The organism is Stutzerimonas nosocomialis (assembly GCF_005876855.1).
Lineage (GTDB): Bacteria > Pseudomonadota > Gammaproteobacteria > Pseudomonadales > Pseudomonadaceae > Stutzerimonas > Stutzerimonas nosocomialis.
Genome location: NZ_QLAE01000022.1, coordinates 30,471 through 52,799 on the forward strand (window position 1 = coordinate 30,471; position 22,329 = coordinate 52,799).

The window sequence follows — 22,329 nt, forward strand, 5'->3', positions numbered from 1 at the left end:
ACCGGCGCAAGCTCTCTCCCAGAGCCGGCCGCCCCTCTCCCTGCCAGCCCGCACACCCGTGGGAGTTGCGTAGGGTGGATGGCGCTCTTTCCATCCACCGTCCCGTCGAAAAATGGTGGATCGGTGAAGCGTGATCCACCCTACGAAACTGCCAACGGCACACCCGTGGCAGCCCGATCGGCCCCGCTATTGCTGCTGCACCAGCCCGAACTCGCTGGCCAGCGACTTGTATTGCTCGACCTGCTTGTACACGTACGCCTGCAGGTCCTCGCCGGTGAGCGCGAGGGGCAGCAGGTCGCGCTGCTCGCGCATCTTTGCGAATGTGTCGTCGGCCAGCAGGGCATCGAACTGCTGCTTCCACCAGGCATAGTCCTCGTCGCTGACGTCAGGCCCCAAGTAGAAGCCCCGCGCGATCGGCCAGGTGACATCGAACCCCTGCTCCCTGGCGGTCGGCAGTTCGCCGAGCTTGCCCGGCAGGCGCTCGTCGGAGAGCACCGCCAGCACCCGCACCTTGCCGGCTTCGAGCTGCGCGGTCGCTTCGCCGATGCCGCTGGTGATGACCTGGACATGCCCGCCGAGCAGCGCGGTCATCGGTTCGCCACCGCCTTCGAAGGCCACGTAGCGAAGCGTCTTGGGATCGACGCCCGCCGCGCGGGCGACCAGCGCGGCCTGCATCCAGTCCTGGCTGCCGACGGTGCCGCCGGCGCCGATCACCGTACCGGTCGGGTCCTTGCGCAGGGCATCGATGAGGTCGTCGAAATCCTTGAGCGGCGAGTCCTCGCGCACCGTGATCGCACCGTAGTCCGTGCCGATCGCGGCCAGCCAGCGCACCGCTTTCTCGTCATAGCGGCCGAACTTGCCCTGGGCGAGGTTGAGCAGCGAGCCGCTGGACCAGGCGGTGAGCGTGCCGGGCTCGCCGGGGCGCTGCGCGACGATGGCGTTGTAAGCCACCGCGCCGATGCCGCCGGGCATGTAGGTCACGCGCATCGGCGCCTTGAGCAGGCCGGTGTCGTGCAGGCCCCCCTGGGCCAGCTTGCAGGTGATGTCGAAGCCGCCGCCGGGTTTGGCCGGCGCCAGGCACTCGGGGCGCTTGGGTTCGGCCATCAGCTGGGTACAGAGCAACAGGCCTGAAGCGGCCAGGGCAATCCGGGTGATGCGAGTGCTCATGCAGTTCTCCTGTGGAGTCTTGTTGTGATCAGGCATCGCCTGCCGGCAGCGGTCATTGGCCGGGCCGATGGAAGGCAGCAGGCGCCACCCGCAGCGAAGCGGGTCTGGAGAACATACGGACCGAGGGGCGTGGCTCGATAGACCCCATCGGGCATGGGGTCTTCAGTTTTGCTAAAGGCGCGCGATCATTTTTCGGCGCGGATGCCGTACTCGCGCAGTTTGTTGGCGATGGTGGTATGGGAAACCCCCAGGCGCTTGCCCAGCTGGCGGCTGCTGGGGAAACGGGCGAACAGCTCTTCGAGCACGGCCTTCTCGAAACGTCCGAGGATGGCGTCCAGGTCGCCCTCCAGCGAGAAGTCGCCCAGCGGCTGGGGCGCGCCATAGTCGGGCAGACGGATATGCTCGGGCCGCACCTCGCCTTCGCACAGCGACACGGCCTGGAACAGGGTGTTCTCCAGTTGGCGCACGTTGCCCGGCCAGTGATAGCCGGCCAGCCGCGCCAGCGCCTGCGGCGCCAGCCGCGGCAGCGGGCAGCCGATCTGCCGGCTGGCCTGGTCGAGAAAGTGGGCCACCAGAGGCTCCAGACCATCCATGCATTCGCGCAGCGGCGGGATGTGCAGCGAAAGCACGTTGAGCCGGTGGTAGAGGTCCTGGCGGAATTCGCCGCGCGCGCAGAGTTCGGACAGATCGACCTGGGTCGCGCAGATCACTCGCACGTCGAGGTAGACCTCCTCGTCGCTGCCGACCCGGCGGAAACAGCCGTTCTGCAGGAAGCGCACCAGCTTGGCCTGCAGCCGGGTGCTCATCTCCCCTACCCCGTCGAGAAACAGGGTGCCGCCGGCGGTCAGCTCCAGCAGCCCGAGCTTGCCCTCCGGACGCGCGCCCTCGAAGGCGCCCGGGCCGTAGCCGAACAGTTCGGTCTCGGCCATCGACTCGGGCAAGCCGGCACAGTTGAGCGCCATGAACGGCGACTGCCCGCGCGGGCTGGACAGGTGGCAGGCGCGCGCCAGCAGCTCCTTGCCGGTGCCGGTTTCGCCCTCGATCAGCAGCGGCGCGTCGAGCGGCGCCATGCGCCGGGCCTCGCGCACCACGGCGGCCATCACCTTCGAACTCTGGAAGATGCTGTCGAAGCCACGCAGCTCCTGCTTGCGTACGTTGTAGATGCGCTCGCCAACGCGGTCGGCGCGGTGCAGGGTGAGCACCGCGCCGGCCAGGGCCTCGCTGTCGTCGTGTTCCGATTGCAGCGGCGCGATGTCGGCGAGGAACACGTCGCCCTTGATGGTCACCCGCAGGCCGTTGATCCGCGCGCGGTTGGCCCGCACCAGCTCGGGCAGGTCGAAATCCTCGGCGTAGCGCGACAGGCTCATGCCGGGCACCTCGTCGACCCGGACGCCCAGCAGCTGCGCCGCGGCCCGGTTGGCCGCGACGATGCCGCCGGCCATGTCGATCGACAGCACCGGGAACTCCAGCGCGCCGAGCAGCGCGTTGAGTTCCAGGTGATGGCGCTCGCTGGGCATCAGCGACACCCGCTTGACCTCGAACACGCCAGGCAGCGCCTCCATCTTCGGCCGCAGCGCCTGCAGCTGGAGGTTCATCAGGTTCGGGCACAGAAGGTAGACGGCATTGCCATGTTCGCCGCCGACTTCGCCACGGGCGACGTTGATGCCGTAGTCGACGAGCAGGTTGAGCATGTCGCGCAGGATGCCGACACGGTTCTGGCAGAGGATCTTGATGCGCATGGAAGGCACGGCCCTGATTGTTGTTATGGGGCAGGTGCGGCGTGGGCGCCGCATTTGTTCGTCAAGATTATTTGACGCCTTCGAGCTTGAACAGGCCGCAGCGGTGGGGCAACGGCCCATTCGTCAGCAATTGTTTACGCCCACGGCGAATCCGGCGCGCCGACAGCGATTTCGCGACGCTCCACGCGCGCGCGAGGTCGGGGTATTGATGGCACACAACAACGACAAGACGCCTCAGCCAGGAGGACCGATGAAAACCACGAAATACGTCGCCCGCGAACCGGACGCCGAGGGCCACATCGCCTATGGCGCCGAGGAAGATGCCGTCTGGCAGACGCTGATCGAGCGCCAGCTCAAGCTGCTCGACGGCCGCGCCTGCGATGAGTACCTGGACGGCCTCGCCCGCCTCGATTTGCCGCGCACGCGCATCCCGCAGCTCAGCGAGATCAACCAGGTGCTCGGGCAGGCCACCGGCTGGCAGGTCGAGCGCGTCCCGGCGCTGATTCCGTTCCAGACCTTCTTCGAGCTGCTGGCGAGCAAGCGCTTTCCGGTCGCCACCTTCATCCGCACGCCCGAGGAGCTGGACTACCTGCAGGAGCCGGACATCTTCCACGAGATCTTCGGTCACTGCCCGCTGCTGACCAACCCCTGGTTCGCCGAGTTCACCCACACCTACGGCCGGCTCGGCCTGGCGGCGAGCAAGGAGCAGCGCGTCTACCTGGCACGGCTGTACTGGATGACCATCGAATTCGGCCTGGTCGACACCCCGGCCGGTCGGCGCATCTACGGCGGCGGTATTCTCTCCTCGCCCAAGGAGACGCTCTACTGCCTGTCCGACACCCCCGAGCACCAGCCCTTCGACGCGCTCGAGGCGATGCGCACGCCCTATCGCATCGACATCCTGCAGCCCCTGTACTTCGTGCTGCCGGACCTGCATGCACTGTTCGATCTGGCGCAGCAGGACATCATGGCCCTGGTCGAACGCGCCCGGGCGCTGGGCCTGCATGCGCCGAAGTTTCCGCCCAGGGCGGCGTAGGGTGGATAACGCCGAAGGCTTGTCCACGCGTTACTCAGGCCGCCGAAACCGATACGTGGAAAACGCTGCGCGGTTTTCCACCCTACCCTTACCCAACCGCATTCTCGACAAGGACCGACCATGACCGCTCTGAACCAAGCCCACTGCGAAGCCTGCCGCGCCGACGCCCCCCAGGTGTCCGACGAGGAACTGGCGCAGCTGATCAAGGAAATCCCGGACTGGAACATCGAGACCCGCGACGGTCATCTGGAGCTGGAGAAGACCTTCCTGTTCAAGAACTTCCGCCATGCGCTGGCCTTCACCAACGCCGTCGGCGAGATCGCCGAGGCCGAGGGCCATCACCCCGGCCTGCTCACCGAATGGGGCAAGGTCACGGTGACCTGGTGGAGCCACTCGATCAAGGGCCTGCACCGCAACGACTTCATCATGGCGGCACGCACCGACCAGGTCGCGGCCCGCGCGGAGGGACGCAAGTGAAGCACTTCGGCCAGGTCACGCGGGTCCCGGGCGACCCGATTCTCGGCTTGCTGGAGCAGTTTCGCGCCGACCCGAACCCGACCAGGCTCGACCTCGGGGTCGGCGTCTACAAGGATGCCGCCGGGCGCACCCCCGTCCCCCGGGCGGTGAAGCTTGCCGAGCAGCGCCTCGGTGACAGCGAGCAGACCAAGACCTACGTCGGCGGCCATGGCGATCCGCTGTTCGCCGAGGGTCTGCTGCGCCTGGTGCTGGGTCAGGAATCGACCGTGCTCGGCGCCGGCCGTGCCGGCTGCACCCAGGCGCCGGGCGGCACCGGCGCGCTGCGTCTGGCCGGCGAGTTCATCGCCCGCTGTCTGCCGGGACGAGCCATCTGGCTGAGCCAGCCGACCTGGCCGATCCACGAAACCCTGTTCGCCGCCGCCGGCCTTGAGGTTCGCCACTACCCCTACGTCGGCACCGACAACCGCCTCGACGTCGAGGGCATGCTCGCCCAGCTCGCACGCATCCCGGCGGGCGACGTGGTGCTGCTGCACGCCTGCTGCCACAACCCGACCGGCTTCGACCTGAGCCCCGACGACTGGCGCCAGGTGCTGGAGGTGGTGCGCGCCCGCGAACTGCTGCCGCTGTTCGACTTCGCCTATCAGGGCTTCGGTGATGGCCTGGAGCAGGACGCCTGGGCGGTGCGGCTGTTCAGCGAGGCCTTGCCCGAGGTGCTGGTCACCAGCTCGTGCTCGAAGAATTTCGGCCTCTACCGCGAACGCACCGGTGCCCTGATCGCCATCGCGGCCGACGCCGGGAGCCTGCTGGACGTGCGCAGCCAGCTGGCCGCCCATGCCCGCAACCTGTGGTCGACGCCGCCGTCCCACGGCGCCGCGGTGGTCGGCCTGATCCTCGCCGACGACACCCTGCGCGGCTGCTGGCACAACGAGCTGGACGGCATGCGCAGGCGCATCGCCGGGCTGCGCACCGGCCTGGTCGAGGCCCTCGGCGCCCATGGCCTGGCCCAGCGCTTCGCGCACATCGCCGAGCAGCGCGGGATGTTTTCCTACACCGGACTCGGCGCCGCCCAGGTGCTGCGCCTGCGCGCCGAGGATGGGGTCTACCTGCTGGAAACCGGGCGGGCCAACGTCGCCGGGCTCGATGCCGAACGCCTCGACCAGCTGGCCGCGGCGATTGCCCGGGTGGTCGCCGACTGATCCCGGCCAGCGCGGCCCCGCTGCGCTGGCTGCACGTTCATCGGGCGGGCAGAACTTGTGCCGCGCCGCGCTCTTCTACTGCACGAGATTCCTCGCGCGGTGCGAGGGCGCGATGACGACCGACTCCATGACCCCAGACACCCACGATCCCCGTGCGCCGCTGCCCAAGGGCGACGATGCCGAGCAGGCCGACGTCGACTGCCTGATCGTCGGCGGCGGCCCGGCGGGCCTGACGGCGGCGATCTACCTGGCACGCTTCAAGCGCTCGTGCCTGGTCATCGACTCGCGCGACAGCCGCGCCGCGCTGATTCCCACCAGCCACAATTACCCCGGCTTTCCGCCGGGGATCGCCGGCCCTTCGCTGCTGGAAAAGCTCCGCCAGCAGGCCGATTGCTATGGCGCGCGCGTCGAGTACGGCACGGTCGACGACATCCAGCCGCACATCCTCGGTTTTCTGGTGCGCTACGGCGACCGCCAGTGCATCGCGCGCCGGGTGATCATCGCCAGCGGCATCAAGGATGCCCTGCCCGAACTGCCCAATGCCCGTGAAGCGATCGCCGCCGGCGCCCTGCGCCTGTGCGCGATCTGCGACGGCTACGAGGTCGACGGCGACAACGTCGCGGTCTATGGCGAGGCGGAAAACGCCATCCGCCACGCGGTGTTCCTGCGCACCTTCACCGACCGGGTCACGGTGGTGGTCCACGGCGAGCCCGCCGCTTGCGACGAAGCCATGGCCCTGGCCGAGCACTACGACATCCGCTTCATCGGCGAATGCGTGCGCGCGCTGCGTTACCACGAGGGCGAAGGCATCGAACTGGTCACCGAAAGCGGCGCGGTGCACCACTTCGACATCATCTACCCCAGCCTCGGCGCCCGCGCCCGTTCCGACGTCGCGCTGCGCCTGGGCGCCGAATGCGACGACTGCGGCGCGCTGGTGGTCGACGAGCACCAGCAGACCAGCGTGCGCGGGCTCTACGCGGCAGGCGACGTGGTCACCGGCCTCAAGCAGATGAGCGTCGCCATCGGCCATGCCGCGCAGGCCGCGACAGCCGTGCACAACAGCCTGGAGTCCAACCCCTGGAAGCGCAGCGAACCGCCACCCCAGCCCGAAACGCAACCGGCGCAGGCCGCGCACTGACAGGCGAATACGAAAAAAGGCGCCCGAGGGCGCCTTTCTTTTTCAGAGGGAGCGGGATCAGATCCGGAAGCTGCCCACCAGCTGCGACAGCCGTGCGGCCTGCTGCTGCAGGTCGGCGCAGGCATTCAGGGTCGATTGCAGGTTGTGCACCCCTTCCTGGTTCAGCGTGTTGATTTCGGTGATGTCCATGTTCAGCGTCTCGATCACCGCGGTCTGCTCCTCGGTGGCCGCGGCGACCGACTGGTTCATCGCGTCGATCTCGCCGATGCTCTGGGTCACGCTGCCCAGACGCTCGCCGGCACGGTCGGCGATGGCGACGCTCGATTCGCTCTGGCGCTGGCTCTCGGTCATGGTGCCGACCGACGCCTGGGCGCCAGCCTGCAGCTCCTCGATCATCAGGTTCACTTCCTGCGCCGAGGACTGGGTGCGATGCGCCAGGTTGCGCACCTCGTCGGCCACCACCGCGAACCCGCGTCCGGCTTCCCCGGCGCGCGCCGCTTCGATGGCGGCGTTGAGCGCCAGCAGGTTGGTCTGCTCGGAGATGCCCTTGATCACCTCGAGGATGTGCCCGATGTTCACCGTCTTGCTGTTGAGCGCCTCGATCTGGGTGCACGACTCGCTGATCTTGCCCGACAGCTGCTTCATCGCCTGAATGTTCTGCTCCACCACGTGACGGCCGTCCTCGGCCTGCAGCCGCGCGCCGGAGGCCTGCTGCGAGGCGTCGGCGGCGTTGCGCGCGATCTCCTGCGCGGCGGCGCCGAGCTGGTTGATCGCCGCGGCCACGCTGTTGGTGCGGCTGGCCTGCTCGTCGGAGTTGAGCATCGACGAGTTGGACGCGGCGAGCACGCGCTGGGCGACTTCGTTGACCAGGGACGTGGTCGAGGCCACCTCGCGGATCGAGCCGTGAATACGCTCGACGAACTGGTTGAAGGCCGTGGCCAGCTCGCCGAACTCGTCGCGCGACTGCACCTCTAGGCGCCGCGTCAGGTCACCTTCGCCCTGGGCGATGTTCTGCATGGCGCGGCCCATGTCGTGGACCGGGCGCATCAGCACGCGAATCAGCATGCCCAGCAACAGCAGGATGAACGCCACCGCGACCAGGGTGGCCACCACCGCCGAGGCGCGGAAGCTCGACAGCATCGAATAGGCCTTGGCCTTGTCCACCGAGACGCCGAGGTACCAGTCCACCGAGGGCAGGCCCGGGACCTTGGTGAAGGTCAGGATTCGCGTCTGTCCGTCCAGCTGCGCTTCGCTGAAGGCGTTGCCGAGCGCCGGCGTGTTCTGCGGGTAGATGTCCCTGAGCGTCTTCATCACGAAGCGCTTGTCCGGGTGGACCAGCACCTTGCCGTCGCCGCTGACCAGGAAGGCATAGCCCATGCCGTCGAAATCCAGCGCGTTGATGATGCCGACCAGGGACTGCAGGCTCAGGTCGCCGCCCACCACGCCGAGCAGCTGGCTGCCCTGGCGTGCCGGCGTCGCGGCGGTGATGATCAGCTCGTTGGTGGCCGCATCCAGATAGGGCTCGGTGAGCGTGGTGCTGCCGGCGCGCACCGCGTCCTGGTACCAGGGTCGCTGGCGCGGGTCGTAACCGGCGGGCAGTTCGAAGCGCGGGTGCACGACGAACTCGCCGTCGTTGCGCCCCAGGTAGCTGAAGGCGAAGGTCGAGCTCAGCGCCGGCTGCTTCATCAGCGCCTCGACGGCCGGGGTCGAGCTGTTGCCGGCCAGCGTCTGGGCGGTGCTTTCGAGCAGCAGCAGGCGCCCGGACAGCCAGTTCTCGATGTTGTGGGCGGTCACGTCGCCCATTTCCCGCAGGTAGTTTTCGAGGTCGTCGCGGATCGCGTTGCGCTGCAGGTAATCGTTGTAGAGGGTGAACAGCGAAAAGGCGGCGATCACCACCGCAGACGCGGCGAGGAGAATCTTGTGGCTGAACGTGAGGTTCTTCGACATGGCGATACCCGGACGGTCTGAAGGTGCCATCCCTGGCCGAAGCAGCCGTCTTGGCCTGTAATGCGTATCGGCTGTGACGCAGTTCACTTTAACCGAGCCAAGCGCTCGGTCTTCGCCCGTGCCGGCGGCGTAGAACCCGCGTGGCAGCAGGGCCGCAGCGGTTTTCAGCGGCGTCGACCTGAAAGACCGGCGCGCGCATCCGACGGACGGTTCGCCGCTGGGGCGAGGCGCTACCCGGGGGGTGGGGAGGAAGTGGGCAGGCCCGCTGCTCCTCTCCCGAAGACGAGAGGAGCAGCGAGGGGACGGCGTCTAGCGCCCTGCCAGGGCCGGCATCACGCGGGGGCGCAGGCCTTCGCCAAGGACGGTCAGCAGGCCGATGGCGCCCGCGATCCAGTACCAGCGTTGCAGCGGATCGAAGCCCAGCCAGCCGAGGGCGTGGAGGAATACCATCAGGATCAGCACCGGGCAGACGTAACGCACCATGAACAGCCAGAGCGCATACCCCAGCGGCGGCAGGTCCAACTCGTCACGCATGATTTCGCAGCGCAGCGCGTAACCGGCGAAGACCACGATGAAGATCCCGCCCAGCGGCATCATCCAGCGCGAGGTGAGGTAATCGAGCCAGTCGAAGAAATTCTTGCCCAGCGGCGTCCAGCCAGCCATCAGGTTGAACGAGAGCATCGCCAGCATGCTGATGATCAGCAGTACCGTGCCCGCGCCGATGGCCGCCTTGAAACGGCTGATGCCGTGCTTCTCGTTCAGGTAGGCCACGGTCGCCTCGATCATCGAGATGGCCGAGGTCAGCGCGGCGATGGACACCATCGCGAAGAACAGCACGCCGAAGGCGGTACCGAACGGCATCTGCTGGAAGGCCAACGGCAAGCTCATGAAGATGAGACCCGGCCCGGCGGTCGGGTCCATGCCATTGGCGAAGATGATCGGGAAAATGGCGAGCCCCGCCAGCAGTGCCACGCAGGTATCGGCGATCGCGACCATGAAGGTGGTGCGGGCGATCGACTGGCCATCGGGGATGTAGGAGCCGTACGTGAGGATCGCCCCGGAGGCCAGGCTGAGGGTGAAGAAGGCATGGCCGAGCGCCGCCAGCAGGGCCTCGCCGGTGAGCTTGGAGGTGTCGAAGCTGAACAGGAAGGCGAAGCCCTCATCGAAACCACCGCTGGTGAACGCGTAGCCGACGAGGACCACCAGCATGACCGCCAGGCCCGGCATCATCCAGCGCACCGCCCGCTCGATGCCCGCCTGAACGCCCTTGGCCACGATCCACAGCGTCAGCAAGGCGACCAGGACACTCCAGCTCCCGAGCTGCCAGGGGTTGGCGTTGTGCGCCTCGAACACCTGCGCCAGGCCCTCGACCGACGTGGCGGCAAGCGAGCCGTCGAGCATCTTCACCGTGTAGGCGAAGGCCCAGCCCGCAACCACGACATAAAAGCAGAGGATCAGGAAGCCCGCCATCATGGCCATGCCGCCCACGCCCTTCCACAGCGGGTTGCCGCCGTTCTCGCGAACGGCACGGCCGATGGCGTCGATGGGGCTGCCGCGACCACGCCGGCCGATGGCGATCTCGGTCATCATCACCGGAATGCCGATGGCCAGGATGCACGCCAGGTACATCAGCACGAAGGCGCCGCCGCCGTACTCGCCGGTGATGTAGGGGAATTTCCAGATATTGCCCAGGCCAACGGCCGAGCCGGTTGCCGCGAGGATGAAACCCCAGCGGGAGAGCCAGAGGTTCTTGGGTTTTTCACGAGTCATGCGTCACCTGTTTTTGTTGTTTTGGACGAAGCGTCAGAGCCCGCTGCGTATGCAGCGCAAGGAACAACAAAGTGGAGGCGCGGGATTCTACCGATCCGGTGGCAGATGCCCAGCCTCGATTATGTTGCGTCGGGTTGCACCTCCGGAGCGGCCTGGGCGAAGGCATCGAGCGATTCGCAGCGCGCCGCCATCTCCAGCACCCGCGGGTAGCCCGACAGGTCGCAGTCGAAACGGCGGGCGTTGTAGACCTGCGGAACCAGGCAGGCTTCCAGATAACCGGGGCGATGGCCGAGCGACAGGCGCCCGTCGAAGTGCGCCAGCCCCTGTTCCACCGCGGCCAGCCCGACGCTCACCCAGTGCCGGTACCAGGCGTTCTTGGCCGAGTCATCGACACCGAGCGTAGCGCTCAGGTATTGCAGCACCCGCAGGTTGTTCAGCGGATGGAGGTCGCAGGCGATATGCAGCGCCAGCGCCCTCACCTGGGCGCGGTCGGCCGGCTCGACCGGCAGCAGCGCCGGCACCGGAAACACCTCGTCGAGGTATTCCAGGATCGCCAGCGACTGGGCGATGCGCACCTCGCCGGCACCGCTGTCGGTGTCGACCAGCAGCGGCACCAGGCCCTGGGGGTTGAGCGCGCAGTAGTCGGCGCTGCGCTGCTGGCCGCCGTCCTTGACCAGATGCACCGGCACCTGCCGGTACGCCAGCCCCTTCAGGTTGAGCGCGATCCGCACGCGGTAGGCCGCGCTGGAGCGCCAATAGGAATAGAGCGTCAGCATCGAGTCAGAACTCCATTGGCAGGTCGCGGCCGTGCCCCGGGGAACCCGTGACGGCCCCGCAGGGATCGTCTCGCGTGGATACGGGGCCGGCCGTTCGGTGTCGGCACGTGGATGTGAAGAGCGACATCCACCCTACGCCTCGTACTTTTCCACCACCTGGTCGATCGCGCCGAAGATGCTCTGCCCGCCGGCCTCGAACATCTCGATGCGCACCCGGTCGCCGAACCGGAGAAAGGGCGTCCTGGCCTCGCCATGCTCCAGCACCTCGAGCATGCGCTGCTCGGCGAGGCAGGCGGAGCCCGCGCTGCGGTCGTAGTTCGAGACCGTGCCCGAGCCGATGATGGTGCCGGCGCCCAGCGCGCGCGTCTTGGCCGCGTGGGCGATCAGCGTCGGGAAATCGAAGGTCATGTCGACGCCGGCGTTGGGCTGGCCGAACAGCGCGCCGTTGATGTGGGAAACCAGCGGCCGGTGGACCTTGCCGTCCTTCCAGCTGTCGCCGAGTTCGTCCGGCGTGACCGCGACGGGGGAGAAGCTCGACGACGGCTTGCTCTGGTAGAAGCCGAAGCCCTTGCCCAGTTCGCCCGGGATCAGGTTGCGCAGCGACACGTCGTTGACCAGCATCAGCAGCCGGATGTGCCCGGCGGCCTGGGCCGGCGTCGCGCCCATCGGCACGTCGTCGGTGATGACCGCGATCTCGCCTTCCAGGTCGATGCCCCAGGCTTCGTCGGCCAGGCGGATCGGCGCCTGGGGCGGCAGGAAGGTATCGGCGCCGCCCTGGTACATCAGCGGGTCGTGCCAGAAGCTTTCCGGCATCTCGGCACCGCGCGCCTTGCGCACCAGCTCGACGTGGTTGACGTAGGCGCTGCCGTCGGCCCAGTGATAGGCGCGCGGCAGCGGGCTGTGGCACGCCGCCTGGTCGAAGGGGAAGGCGGCGCTTTCCAGACCGTCGTTCAGGTGCTGGTAGACCGCCTCCAGCCGCGGCCGCGCATGGGCCCAGTCATCCAGCGCCGCCTGCAGGGTCGCGGCGATCGCCGGAACCTTCACCGCACAGGTGAGATCCCGCGAAACCACCACCAGCACACCGTCACGGCCTTGATTCAGAGATGCGAGTTTCATCGTAGATCCTTGTGAATTTTCATAGAGCTAAAGCCAGCCCCTGCGACGACCCGGCGGGGCATCGCAAAGGCGCACATCCATACGTGGTCGAGACCAAACGCACCGTGGGAACGGTCTCGACCGCGAAAGGCTCCCCGCCACCCGCCAGACATCCAAACGAGCCGACCACCCTCACCCCTTGCCCGGCGACTGCCAGGACTTCACATAGCCGGGCACGTCCACCGCCGCGACGGCCTCGCCAATCTCCAGCGCGCGGCGGGTGTCGATCATCACCGCCACCTCGTCGGCGAAGGTCGCCGGGTCTTCCTGGCTCTTCTTCAGCGCCTTCGGGTGCGGGCCGTGGGGGAAACCGCAGGGGTGAAAGGTGACCATGCCCTTCTCGATGTTGTCCCGGCTGAAGAAGTTGCCCCGGTGATAGAACAGCACCTCGTCGTAGTCGTCGTTGTTGTGGAAGAACGGAACCTTCAGCGCGCCGGGGTCGGACTCCACCGGGCGCGGCGTGAAGGTGCAGACCACGAACCCATTGGCGACGAAGGTGGTGTGGGCCGACGGCGGCAGGTGGTAGCGATGGCTCACCAGCGGCCGGATGTCGCGCCAGTTGAGCTGCACCACGGTGTTGTCGCCGTGCCAGCCGACCACGTCCAGCGGGTTGTACGGGTAGGTCACGGTAGTGATCCGGTTGCGCCGCTTGATGCGGATCTGCCAGGTGTTCTCGTCCTGCTGCGCGCGGAAGGCGTCGTCGAGCTTAGGATGATCGAGCACCGCCGCGTCGAAGATCGCGTGGGGGCCGAGCAGCCCCTTGTCGGGCAGCTGGTAGGCGCCGTCGCTGTTCTCGATCAAGAGCATGAACACCGGCTCGCTCGCCTCGATACGCCAGGCGGTGCCGCGCGGCACCACCAGGTAGTCACCGTCGCGAAAGCTCAGGTGGCCGAAGTCGCAATAGAACTCGCCGGCGCCCTCGTGGATGAACAGCAGGTCGTCGCCGTCGGAGTTGCGCACCAGATGGCGCATGGCGCCGTTGGTCTTCCACAGGCGCAGCTTCAGGTCGGCGTTGTGCAGCGCCAGCGGCGCCTCGAACGGACAATCGTGCTCGCTGGGTATGCGGTTGAAGTCGAAGGCGTGCGGCCGCAGCGGGCCGTCCCAGTCGATCCAGCCGGTCGGCGGATGCTTGTGATGCAGGTGGGCCGCGGGCCCGAAGAAGCCCTCGCGGCCCATTTCACGCTCGTAGGTGCCCTGCGGAAAGTCGCAGTGCGCCTGGCGCGAACACTCACCCTCGCGGAGGGGGAAACTGATCCATTTGCGGCTCATGTGGCTCTCCTCGTGATACCGCGTCATCTCGGGGCCGGTCACGCGTGGATGTGCTGCGCGACATCCACCCTACGTACCTCCAACCCCCGAACCTGCGTAGGGTGGAAGACGGCGAAGCCTCTTCCACGCGTGTGTCCCCACGCGCCGTGTTGGCCGCCAAGCGCGTGGATGTGCTTCGCGACATCCACCCTACGTGACATCCACCCTACGTGACCTCGACCCTTACGGCTTACTCGTCCGCCTTGATCACGCCGCGGCGCACCTGGTCTTCCTCGATGGATTCGAACAGGGCCTTGAAGTTGCCCTCGCCGAAGCCCTGGTTGCCCTTGCGCTGGATGATTTCGAAGAAGATCGGGCCGATGACCGTGTTGGTGAAGATCTGCAGCAGGATGCCGTCATCGCCCGGCGCGCCATCGATCAGGAGGTTCAGCTCGCGCAGCACCTCGGTGGGCTCGCCATGGCCGGCCACGCGGGTGTCGACCTTCTCGTAGTAGGTGTCCGGGGTGCTCATGAACTCGACGCCGTTGGCGCGCAGCTGGCGCACGGTGGCGTAGATGTCGTCGGTGGCGAGGGCGATGTGCTGGATGCCCTCGCCGTGGTATTCGCGGATGAATTCCTCGATCTGCGACTTGTCGTCCGCCGACTCGTTGATAGGGATGCGGATCTTGCCGCAGGGCGCGGTCATGGCGCGGGAGAACAGGCCGGTGAGCTTGCCCTCGATGTCGAAGTAGCGAATCTCGCGGAAGTTGGCGATGCGCTCGTAGAAGCCGGACCAGACGTCCATCTGCCCGCGGCGCACGTTGTGGGTCAGGTGGTCGATGCACAGCAGGCCCACCGCGTTGTCGTTGGGCGAGCGGCCTTCGATGTATTCGAAGTCGACGTCGTAGATGCTCTTGTCGCCGTAGCGGTCGACGAGGTACAGCAGCGAGCCGCCGATCCCTTCCACGCAAGGGATGTTCAGCTCGCCGAAGTTGGCGTGGCTGCCGACCAGTTTGGCGCCCTGGGATTCGACATAGGCGGCGGCCTGGGCGGCGTTCTTCACCCGGAAGGCCATGGCGCAGGCGCTGGGGCCGTGCTTTTCGGCGAACTCATGGACATGGCCGGTGGGGCTGCCGTTGAGCACGATGTTGATGTCGTGCTGCTGGAACAGCCAGACCTCCTTGGAGCGGTGCTTGGCCGTCTCGGTGAAGCCCATCTGCTTGAACAGCGTGCGCAGCTGCTCGATGCCCTCGGCATTGGGCGCGGTGAATTCGACGAATTCGAAGCCGTCGGTTCCGATGGGGTTGTGCTGCTCGATCTTGTTCACGGCGTTCATCGCGCGCTCCTCTTGTCATTGTTCTGGGCCGCCGGCGCGGCGGGGATACGTTCATCTGAGCCCAGCGGCACACGCGCCACAAGCGGGCCGGGGGCGCCATTGGCAGCCCTGCCGCGCCCTGGCCTGTACAGTTTTCATGACAGCCTTGCGAGGTACCGATGACGGCACCATCCTGCCCGGCCGCGTGTAACGAAAAACTGACAGCGGGGTGCGGCATCCCGCCACGCCTGATCGCCAGGCGCACCGCCCAACGTAGGGTGGATGTCGCGCAGCACATCCACCGATACCCCATCCGAATCCACCCCGATACCGCCCGCCAGCCCCCTACCCGAGCCGCTCGCGCGCCAGCCGGTCGGCCACCGCCGTGGTGGTGCAACCCTCGGCGTCGGCCCGCTGGAAGATCTCGCGCAGGGTCGGGCCGATGCGCTCGACATGGCTGCGCACCTGCGCCGCGCTGCCGCCGATGCGCTCGTAGCAGACGTCGATGATGCCGCCGGCATTGATCGCGTAATCCGGCGCATAGAGGCAGCCGCGCGCGCGCAGCGCTTCGGCGATGTCGGCGGTGTCGAGCTGATTGTTCGCCGCCCCGGCGATCACCGGCGCCCGCAGCGCCTCCAGGCTGTCGCGGTTGAGAATCGCGCCCATGGCGCAGGGCGCGAACACGTCGACGTCCAGCCCGTAGATGTCCTGCGGGCGCACCGCGTTGGCGTCCAGCTCGGCCACCGCACGCTGGACGCTGGCGTCGTGCACGTCGCTGACCCACAGCTGCGCACCGGCCTCGCGCAACTGCTGCGCCAGGCTGTAGCCGACATGCCCCACGCCCTGGATCGCCACCCGCACGCCCGTGAGGTCGCCACGCCCGAGGCGATGGCGGACCGCCTCGCGCAGGCCGATGAACACGCCGTAGGCGGTCGAGGGCGACGGATCGCCGCTGCGGGTACCGCCGTCGAGCGCCTCGCGCGGCAGGGCGCCGGCCACGTGACGGGTGCGCTGGGCGATGGCCTGCATCTCGGCGACGCCGGTGCCCGAATCCGGCGCGGTGATGTAGCGCCCGCCGAGGCTGTCGACGAAATCGCCCATCGCATGCATCAGCGCATCGCTGCGTTCGGCGTGGGGGTCGCCGATGATCACCGCCTTGCCACCGCCCAGGGGCAGTTCGGCCAGCGCCGACTTGTAGGTCATGCCACGCGACAGCCTGAGCACGTCGCGCAGTGCATCGTCGTCATTGGCGTAGGGATACATCCGCAGGCCGCCGAGCGCCGGGCCCAGCCGGCTGCTGTGGATGGCGATGATGGCCTTGAGACCGCAGGCGCGGTCGTGGCAGAAGGCGACCTGCTCGTGGTCGTCGAATTCCGGGTGGGTGAAGACGGACATGATGGTTCCTCTTGTTCTTGTTCGTGTGCTCTTGTTCGTGAGCCATGCCCTGGGGCCAAGGCGCGACGGGCGCGCGGGCACGCCGCGACAGGGTCGCAGCGCACCCGTTCGGACTCAGGCCGCCGGCTGGAACAACCGGACCGGCTGGACCTCGTCGCCCCGCTCGAGCTGCTCCATGAGCACCTCTCGCTGCTGACGCACCTTGGCCACCGCGCGCTCCTTGACCGGGCCGTAACCGCGGATCTGCTCGGGCAGCGCGGCGATGGCCACGGCGGTGCGGTAGTTGTCCGGGCGCAGCTGGCCCAGCAGGTGCTCGACGGTGTTCCGGTAGTCGGCGATGAGCTCGCGTTCGAGCCTGCGGTCGTGCCCGTAGCCGAACGGATCGAGCGGCGTGCCCCGCAGGAAGCGCAAACCGGCGAGCACGCCGAAGGCCTTGAGCATCCAGGGACCGAAGGTGCGCTTGCGCGGCTCGCCGGTGACCGGGTCGGGCTTGCTCAGCCAGGACGGGGCGAGGTGGAATTGCAGCCGGTAGTCGCCGTCGAACTGCGCCTGGAGCTGACGCACGAAGTTGCCGTCGCTGTACAGACGGGCCACTTCGTATTCGTCCTTGTAGGCGAGCAGCTTGAAGTAGCTGTGGGCGACCGCGTGGGTCAGGGCCTTGTGCGGATCGCTGTCAACTGCCCGCACACGCTCGACCAGATCGCGATAGCCCCGGGCATAGCGAGCGTTCTGGTAACGGGTGAGGAACTCGGCGCGGTAGTCGATGACCTGGGCGAGGGTTTCGCAGCGCGGCTCGGCCAGCACGTTCGGCGCGGCGACCTTCTCCACCGCCTGCTGGTCATGGGCGGCGCGGCGGCCCCAGAGAAAGGCCTGCTTGTTCAACTCCACGGCCACGCCGTTGAGTTCGATGGCCTTTTCCAGCGCCTGGGCGGTGACGGGCACCAGCCCTTTCTGGTAGGCGAAGCCGAGCATGAACAGGTTGGTGGCGATGCTATCGCCGAGCAGCCGGGTGGCCAGGCGGGTGCCGTCGATGAAATGGATCTTCTGCTGGCCGACCGCCCGGATCAGCGCCTCGCGCATGGCCGCGCCCGGGACATGGGCATCGGGATTGCGGGTGAACTCGGCGGTCGCCGATTCGTGGCTGTTGACCACCGCGTGACTGATCTGCTCGTTGAGCTTGGCCAGCGCCTCCTCCCCGGCCGCCACCACCAGGTCGCAGCCGAGCAGCAGGTCGGCCTCGCCGGCGGCGATACGCACGGCATAGATGTCGTCCTGCCGGGTGGCGATACGGATGTGGGTGTTCACCGGGCCGAATTTCTGCGCCAGGCCCGCCTGGTCCAGCACCGTGCAGCCCTTGCCTTCGATATGCGCCGCCATGCCCAGGAGCGCGCCGACGGTGGTCACGCCGCTGCCGCCGACACCGGGCAGCAGGATGTTCCAGGGCCGCTCGAGGCTCGGCAGGCGGGGTTCGGGCAAGGCCACGAACAGCGCCTTGGCGCCCACCGCCTCGGGCTTGCGCAGGCCGCCGCCGTGCACGGTGACGAAACTCGGACAGAAGCCCTCGACGCAGGAGAAATCCTTGTTGCAGGCGTTCTGGTCGATCTCGCGCTTGCGGCCGAACTCGGTTTCCAGCGGCAGCACCGACAGGCAGTTGGATTTGACGCTGCAGTCCCCGCAGCCCTCGCACACGGCCGGGTTGATGAAGGCGCGCTTGGCCGGATCGGCCAGCTTGCCGCGCTTGCGCCGGCGACGCTTCTCGGTGGCGCAGGTCTGGTCGTAGATGATCACCGAGACGCCCTTGAACTCGCGCAGCTCACGCTGCACCGCATCGAGTTCGCGGCGGTGGTGGAAGGTCACGATCGGCGCGAAGGTCTCGCGGGTCGGGTACTTGTCCGGGTCGTCGCTGACCAGCGCGATGCGCTTCACGCCCTCGGAGAAGACCTGCTGGCTGAGCTGGTCGACGCGCAGCTCGCCGTCGATCGGCTGGCCGCCGGTCATGGCCACCGCGTCGTTGTAGAGAATCTTGTAGGTGATGTTGACGCCCGCCGCGACCGCGGCACGCAGCGCCAGCTGGCCGGAGTGGAAGTAGGTGCCGTCGCCCAGGTTCTGGAACACGTGGGGCGTTTCGGTGAAAGGCGCCTGGCCGATCCAGGTCGCGCCCTCGCCGCCCATCTGGGTGAAGGTCTCGGTGCTGCGGTCCATCCACTGGGTCATGTAGTGGCAGCCGATGCCGCCCATCGCGCGGCTGCCCTCGGGCACCTTGGTCGAGCTGTTGTGCGGGCAGCCGGAACAGAAGTGCGGGGTGCGCACGGTGTCGTAGCCGCGCTCGGCCAGCGCCTTTTCCTTGGCCGCGAGGAAGGCCAGGCGGGCCTGGATGCTCTCGCTGGTGTAGATCGGCGCGAGGCGTTTGGCGATCACCCGGGCGATCATCGCCGGGGTCAGCTCCGAGAGGTTCGGCAGCAGCGAGGCGCCCGCCTCGTCGAACTCACCGACCACCCGTGGACGCTTGCCCACCGGCCAGTTGTAGAGCTGCCCGGTGACCTGATCCTCGATGATGCTGCGCTTTTCCTCGACCACCAGGATCTCGTCCAGTCCCTCGGCGAACTCATGCACCGAGACCGGTTCGAGCGGCCAGCTCATGCCCACCTTGAGCACCCGCAGGCCGATCCGGGCGCAGAGTTCGTCGTCCAGCCCGAGGTCATCCAGCGCCTGGCGCACATCCAGGTAGGACTTGCCGGTGGTGATGATGCCCAGGCGCGGGTTGGGCGAGTCGAGCATCACGCGGTTGAGGTTGTTGGCGCGGGCGAAGGCCCGCGCGGCGTAGATCTTGTAGACGTTGAGGCGTTTTTCCTGCTGCAGCGGCGGGTCGGGCCAGCGGATGTGCACGCCGTCTTCGGGCAGCTCGAAATCGGTGGGCAGGGTGATCCGGACCCGCAGCGGATCGACGTCCACCACGGCCGAGGAGTCGACGTTCTCGGCGATGGTCTTGAGCGCCACCCAGCAGCCGCTGTAGCGCGACAGCTCCCAGCCGATGATGCCGTAGTCGATGATCTCCTGGACGTTGGCCGGGTTGAGCACCGGGATCGAGGCGGCGATGAAGGCGTGCTCGCTCTGGTGGGCGATGGTCGAGGACTTGCAGCCGTGGTCGTCGCCGGCCAGCAGCAGCACGCCGCCGTGGCGCGAGACGCCGGCCGAGTTGCCGTGCTTGAACACGTCGCCGCAGCGATCGACCCCCGGCCCCTTGCCGTACCACATGGCGAACACGCCGTCGTACTTGGCGCCTGGAAACAGGTTGGTCTGCTGGCTGCCCCATACCGCCGTGGCCCCGAGTTCTTCGTTGACGCCCGGCTGGAAGTGGATGTGGTGTTCCTTGAGGAAGTCCCGCGCTTCCCACAGGCTCTTGTCGAGCCCACCCAAGGGCGAGCCGCGATAACCGGAAATGAAACAGGCGGTGTTCAGGCCATGGGCCGTGTCGCGCTGTTTCTGCAGCATCGGCAGGCGGGTCAGCGCCTGGGTGCCGGTGAGGTAGAGATGACCGGTCGCGAGCCGGTACTTGTCGTCCAGGCTGATCTCGGCAAGGGTCATGGGGCGCTCCTGTTTGTTGTTATCGGAGTCGGGGCGGCCCGGTCGGCCACCCGCCTTTGCGCCGGCGGAGGATCACCTCGCGCGACGTGCACTGATCTCAAGCATGGCCGTGACGGCGAGCGATTTTCTTTCTACTTTTGCTGTAGAAACGTAAAGACGCGCATGAACAATTCACCAACAACAATAAAACGGAATCAAACATGCAAACGCCGCTGAGCAGCCTCGATCGCAAGATCCTCATGCTGCTGCAACACAACGCCGACCTTTCCGCCGCCGAGATCGCCGAAAAGGTCGAGCTGTCCCAGTCGCCCTGCTGGCGCCGCATCCACCGCATGCAGGAGGACGGGCTGATCGAACGCAAGGTCGCCCTGCTCAACCCCAAGCGCCTGGGCCTGACGATGACCGTGTTCGTCGACATCAAGCTCTCGGCCCATGGCCGCAACAACCTGGCCGAGTTCGAGGCGGCCATCGTCGGCTACCCCGAAGTGCTCGAATGCCACACCATGGCCGGCGCCTCGGACTATCTGCTCAAGGTGGTGGCCCGCGACATCGACAGCTACGAGCGCTTCCTGCGCGATCACCTGCTGCAGCGCCCCCATGTCCAGGAAGCCCACTCCCACATCGCCATGAGCGAGGTCAAGCGCACCACCGAATTGCCGCTGGACTGACGACCGCTCCGGCGGTTGACAGCCTTCCGGCGGCAGGCTTACGTTAACGTAAAGGTAAAGCACGACGGAGCCGACATGGCGCTGAGCTACAGCATTTCCGACCTCGCCCGCGAGCTCGACATCACCCCGCGCACCATCCGTTTCTACGAGGAACAGGGGATGCTGAGCCCCGAACGGCGCGGCCAGGAACGCATCTACTCGGCGCGGGACCGGGTCACGCTCAAGCTGATCCTGCGCGGCAAGCGCATCGGCTTCTCGCTCGCCGAATGCAAGGAGCTGATCGAGCTGTACGACCCGGAGAGCGGCAACCGCCGCCAGCTCGAAACCTTCCTGCAGAAGATCGGCGAACGCCGGGCACAGCTCGAACAGCAGCTGCTCGACATCCGCCAGATGCAGCTGGAACTGGATACCGCCGAGGAGCGCTGTCGCGCCGCCATGGCACGGACCGAGACCTGTTGACGCGAGATCCGAGCCGCCAAGCCATCACCTGAACAAGAACAATCAAAGGTGCCCCATGAGCTATCCCAGCCTCAACTTCGCCCTCGGCGAAACCCTGGACATGCTGCGCGAACAGACCCGTGCCTTCGTCGCCAGCGAGATCGCGCCCCGCGCCGCCGCCCTGGACCGCGACAACGCGTTCCCCATGGACCTGTGGCGCAAGTTCGGCGACATGGGCCTGCTCGGCATCACCGTCGATGAATCCTACGGCGGCGCCGGCCTCGGGTATCTCGCCCATGTGATCGCCATGGAGGAAATCAGCCGCGGCTCGGCCTCGGTGGCCCTCTCCTACGGCGCCCACTCGAACCTCTGCGTCAACCAGATCCACCGCAACGGCACCGCCGAGCAGAAGGCGCGCTACCTGCCCAGACTGGTCTCCGGCGAGCACGTCGGCGCGCTGGCGATGAGCGAGCCGAACGCGGGCTCCGACGTGGTCTCGATGAAACTGCGCGCCGACAAGCGCGGCGACCGCTACGTGCTCAACGGCAGCAAGACCTGGATCACCAACGGGCCGGACGCCAACACCTACGTGATCTACGCCAAGACCGACCTGGACAGGGGCGCGCATGGCATCACCGCCTTCATCGTCGAGCGCGACTGGGCCGGGTTCAGCCGCGGCAACAAGTTCGACAAGCTCGGCATGCGCGGCTCCAACACCTGCGAGCTGTTCTTCGACGACGTCGAGGTGCCCGAGGAAAACGTGCTCGGCGCGGTCAACGGCGGCGTCAGGGTGCTGATGAGTGGCCTGGATTACGAACGCGTGGTGCTCGCCGGCGGCCCGGTGGGAATCATGCAGGCGTGCCTGGACGTGGTGGTGCCCTACATCCACGACCGCAAGCAGTTCGGCCAGAGCATCGGCGAGTTCCAGCTGATCCAGGGCAAGGTCGCCGACATGTACACCCAGCTCGCCGCCAGCCGCGCGTACCTCTACGCCGTCGCCCAGGCCTGCGACCGCGGCGAGACCACCCGCAAGGACGCCGCCGGGGTGATCCTCTACAGCGCCGAACGCGCGACGCAGATGGCGCTGGAGGCCATCCAGATCCTGGGCGGCAACGGCTACATCAACGAATTCCCCACCGGCCGCCTGCTGCGCGACGCCAAGCTCTACGAGATCGGCGCGGGCACCAGCGAGATCAGGCGGATGCTGATCGGGCGCGAGTTGTTCAACGAGACCAAATGACTCACCGGTGGAAAACCGCTTCGCGGGTTTTCCACCCTA

The 22,329-nt window shown here is 67.3% G+C and carries 17 protein-coding genes; 7 read left to right on the forward strand and 10 right to left on the reverse strand.

What is annotated here, in order from left to right; all coding sequences use genetic code 11:
• Nucleotides 1-186: 186 nt before the first annotated feature.
• Nucleotides 187-1,167 carry a Bug family tripartite tricarboxylate transporter substrate binding protein gene (locus DN824_RS14330; protein ID WP_138409084.1) on the reverse strand — a complete coding sequence of 327 codons (981 nt, stop codon included), beginning with the start codon at nt 1,165-1,167 and terminating at the stop codon, nt 187-189.
• A 185-nt stretch (nt 1,168-1,352) separates the two neighbouring features.
• Nucleotides 1,353-2,906 (reverse strand): sigma-54-dependent transcriptional regulator, encoded by a 1,554-nt coding sequence (locus DN824_RS14335; RefSeq protein ID WP_138409085.1) that lies wholly within the window; start codon nt 2,904-2,906, stop codon nt 1,353-1,355.
• Nucleotides 2,907-3,156: 250 nt separating this feature from the next.
• Between DN824_RS14335 and phhA the strand changes: the two genes are divergently transcribed.
• The 4 genes from phhA (at nt 3,157) to DN824_RS14355 (ending at nt 6,753) form a co-directional block, all read left to right on the forward strand.
• Nucleotides 3,157-3,942, forward strand: a complete 786-nt coding sequence (phhA, locus tag DN824_RS14340) for a phenylalanine 4-monooxygenase (protein ID WP_138409086.1) — start codon at nt 3,157-3,159, stop codon at nt 3,940-3,942.
• A 120-nt stretch (nt 3,943-4,062) separates the two neighbouring features.
• The gene (locus DN824_RS14345) at nt 4,063-4,419 is read left to right on the forward strand and encodes a 4a-hydroxytetrahydrobiopterin dehydratase (protein ID WP_138409087.1); all 357 of its coding nucleotides are present in this window, start codon (nt 4,063-4,065) and stop codon (nt 4,417-4,419) included.
• A complete protein-coding gene (locus DN824_RS14350; RefSeq protein ID WP_241666709.1) occupies nt 4,416-5,615 on the forward strand; it encodes an amino acid aminotransferase in 1,200 nt (399 codons plus the stop codon). The genes DN824_RS14345 and DN824_RS14350 overlap by 4 nt, the downstream gene beginning before the upstream one ends.
• A gap of 127 nt (nt 5,616-5,742) precedes the next feature.
• Entirely contained in the window at nt 5,743-6,753 is a 1,011-nt protein-coding gene (locus DN824_RS14355; protein ID WP_138409089.1) for an NAD(P)/FAD-dependent oxidoreductase, read from the forward strand.
• Nucleotides 6,754-6,810: 57 nt separating this feature from the next.
• Here DN824_RS14355 and DN824_RS14360 read toward each other — a convergent pair whose 3' ends face one another.
• From DN824_RS14360 to DN824_RS14395, 8 genes are all read right to left on the reverse strand, one after another.
• Complete coding sequence (locus DN824_RS14360; RefSeq protein ID WP_138409090.1) at nt 6,811-8,700, reverse strand: methyl-accepting chemotaxis protein; 1,890 nt, start codon at nt 8,698-8,700, stop codon at nt 6,811-6,813.
• A 309-nt stretch (nt 8,701-9,009) separates the two neighbouring features.
• Complete coding sequence (locus DN824_RS14365) at nt 9,010-10,470, reverse strand: sodium-dependent transporter (protein ID WP_138409091.1); 1,461 nt, start codon at nt 10,468-10,470, stop codon at nt 9,010-9,012.
• 119 nt (nt 10,471-10,589) lie between these two features.
• Entirely contained in the window at nt 10,590-11,246 is a 657-nt protein-coding gene (gene maiA, locus DN824_RS14370; protein WP_138409092.1) for a maleylacetoacetate isomerase, read from the reverse strand.
• Nucleotides 11,247-11,378: 132 nt separating this feature from the next.
• Entirely contained in the window at nt 11,379-12,362 is a 984-nt protein-coding gene (locus tag DN824_RS14375) for a fumarylacetoacetate hydrolase family protein (protein WP_138409093.1), read from the reverse strand.
• Between the two features lie 171 nt (nt 12,363-12,533).
• Nucleotides 12,534-13,670 carry a homogentisate 1,2-dioxygenase gene (locus DN824_RS14380; RefSeq protein WP_138409094.1) on the reverse strand — a complete coding sequence of 379 codons (1,137 nt, stop codon included), beginning with the start codon at nt 13,668-13,670 and terminating at the stop codon, nt 12,534-12,536.
• A gap of 229 nt (nt 13,671-13,899) precedes the next feature.
• Nucleotides 13,900-14,985, reverse strand: coding sequence for a 4-hydroxyphenylpyruvate dioxygenase (hppD, locus tag DN824_RS14385; protein WP_138409095.1), 1,086 nt, complete (start codon nt 14,983-14,985; stop codon nt 13,900-13,902).
• Nucleotides 14,986-15,309: 324 nt separating this feature from the next.
• Nucleotides 15,310-16,359, reverse strand: a complete 1,050-nt coding sequence (locus tag DN824_RS14390) for a Glu/Leu/Phe/Val dehydrogenase dimerization domain-containing protein (RefSeq protein ID WP_138409096.1) — start codon at nt 16,357-16,359, stop codon at nt 15,310-15,312.
• A gap of 114 nt (nt 16,360-16,473) precedes the next feature.
• Nucleotides 16,474-19,944 carry an indolepyruvate ferredoxin oxidoreductase family protein gene (locus DN824_RS14395; RefSeq protein WP_138409097.1) on the reverse strand — a complete coding sequence of 1,157 codons (3,471 nt, stop codon included), beginning with the start codon at nt 19,942-19,944 and terminating at the stop codon, nt 16,474-16,476.
• A 200-nt stretch (nt 19,945-20,144) separates the two neighbouring features.
• Between DN824_RS14395 and DN824_RS14400 the strand changes: the two genes are divergently transcribed.
• The 3 genes from DN824_RS14400 to DN824_RS14410 all read left to right on the forward strand — a co-directional run bounded on the left by DN824_RS14400 (nt 20,145) and on the right by DN824_RS14410 (nt 22,290).
• On the forward strand, nt 20,145-20,612 hold the full coding sequence (locus DN824_RS14400; protein ID WP_138409098.1) for an Lrp/AsnC family transcriptional regulator: 468 nt from the start codon (nt 20,145-20,147) through the stop codon (nt 20,610-20,612).
• Between the two features lie 75 nt (nt 20,613-20,687).
• Nucleotides 20,688-21,071: a MerR family transcriptional regulator gene (locus DN824_RS14405; RefSeq protein WP_138409099.1), complete on the forward strand. Its 384-nt coding sequence runs from the start codon at nt 20,688-20,690 to the stop codon at nt 21,069-21,071.
• A 55-nt stretch (nt 21,072-21,126) separates the two neighbouring features.
• On the forward strand, nt 21,127-22,290 hold the full coding sequence (locus tag DN824_RS14410) for an isovaleryl-CoA dehydrogenase (RefSeq protein WP_138409100.1): 1,164 nt from the start codon (nt 21,127-21,129) through the stop codon (nt 22,288-22,290).
• Nucleotides 22,291-22,329 lie beyond the last annotated feature (39 nt).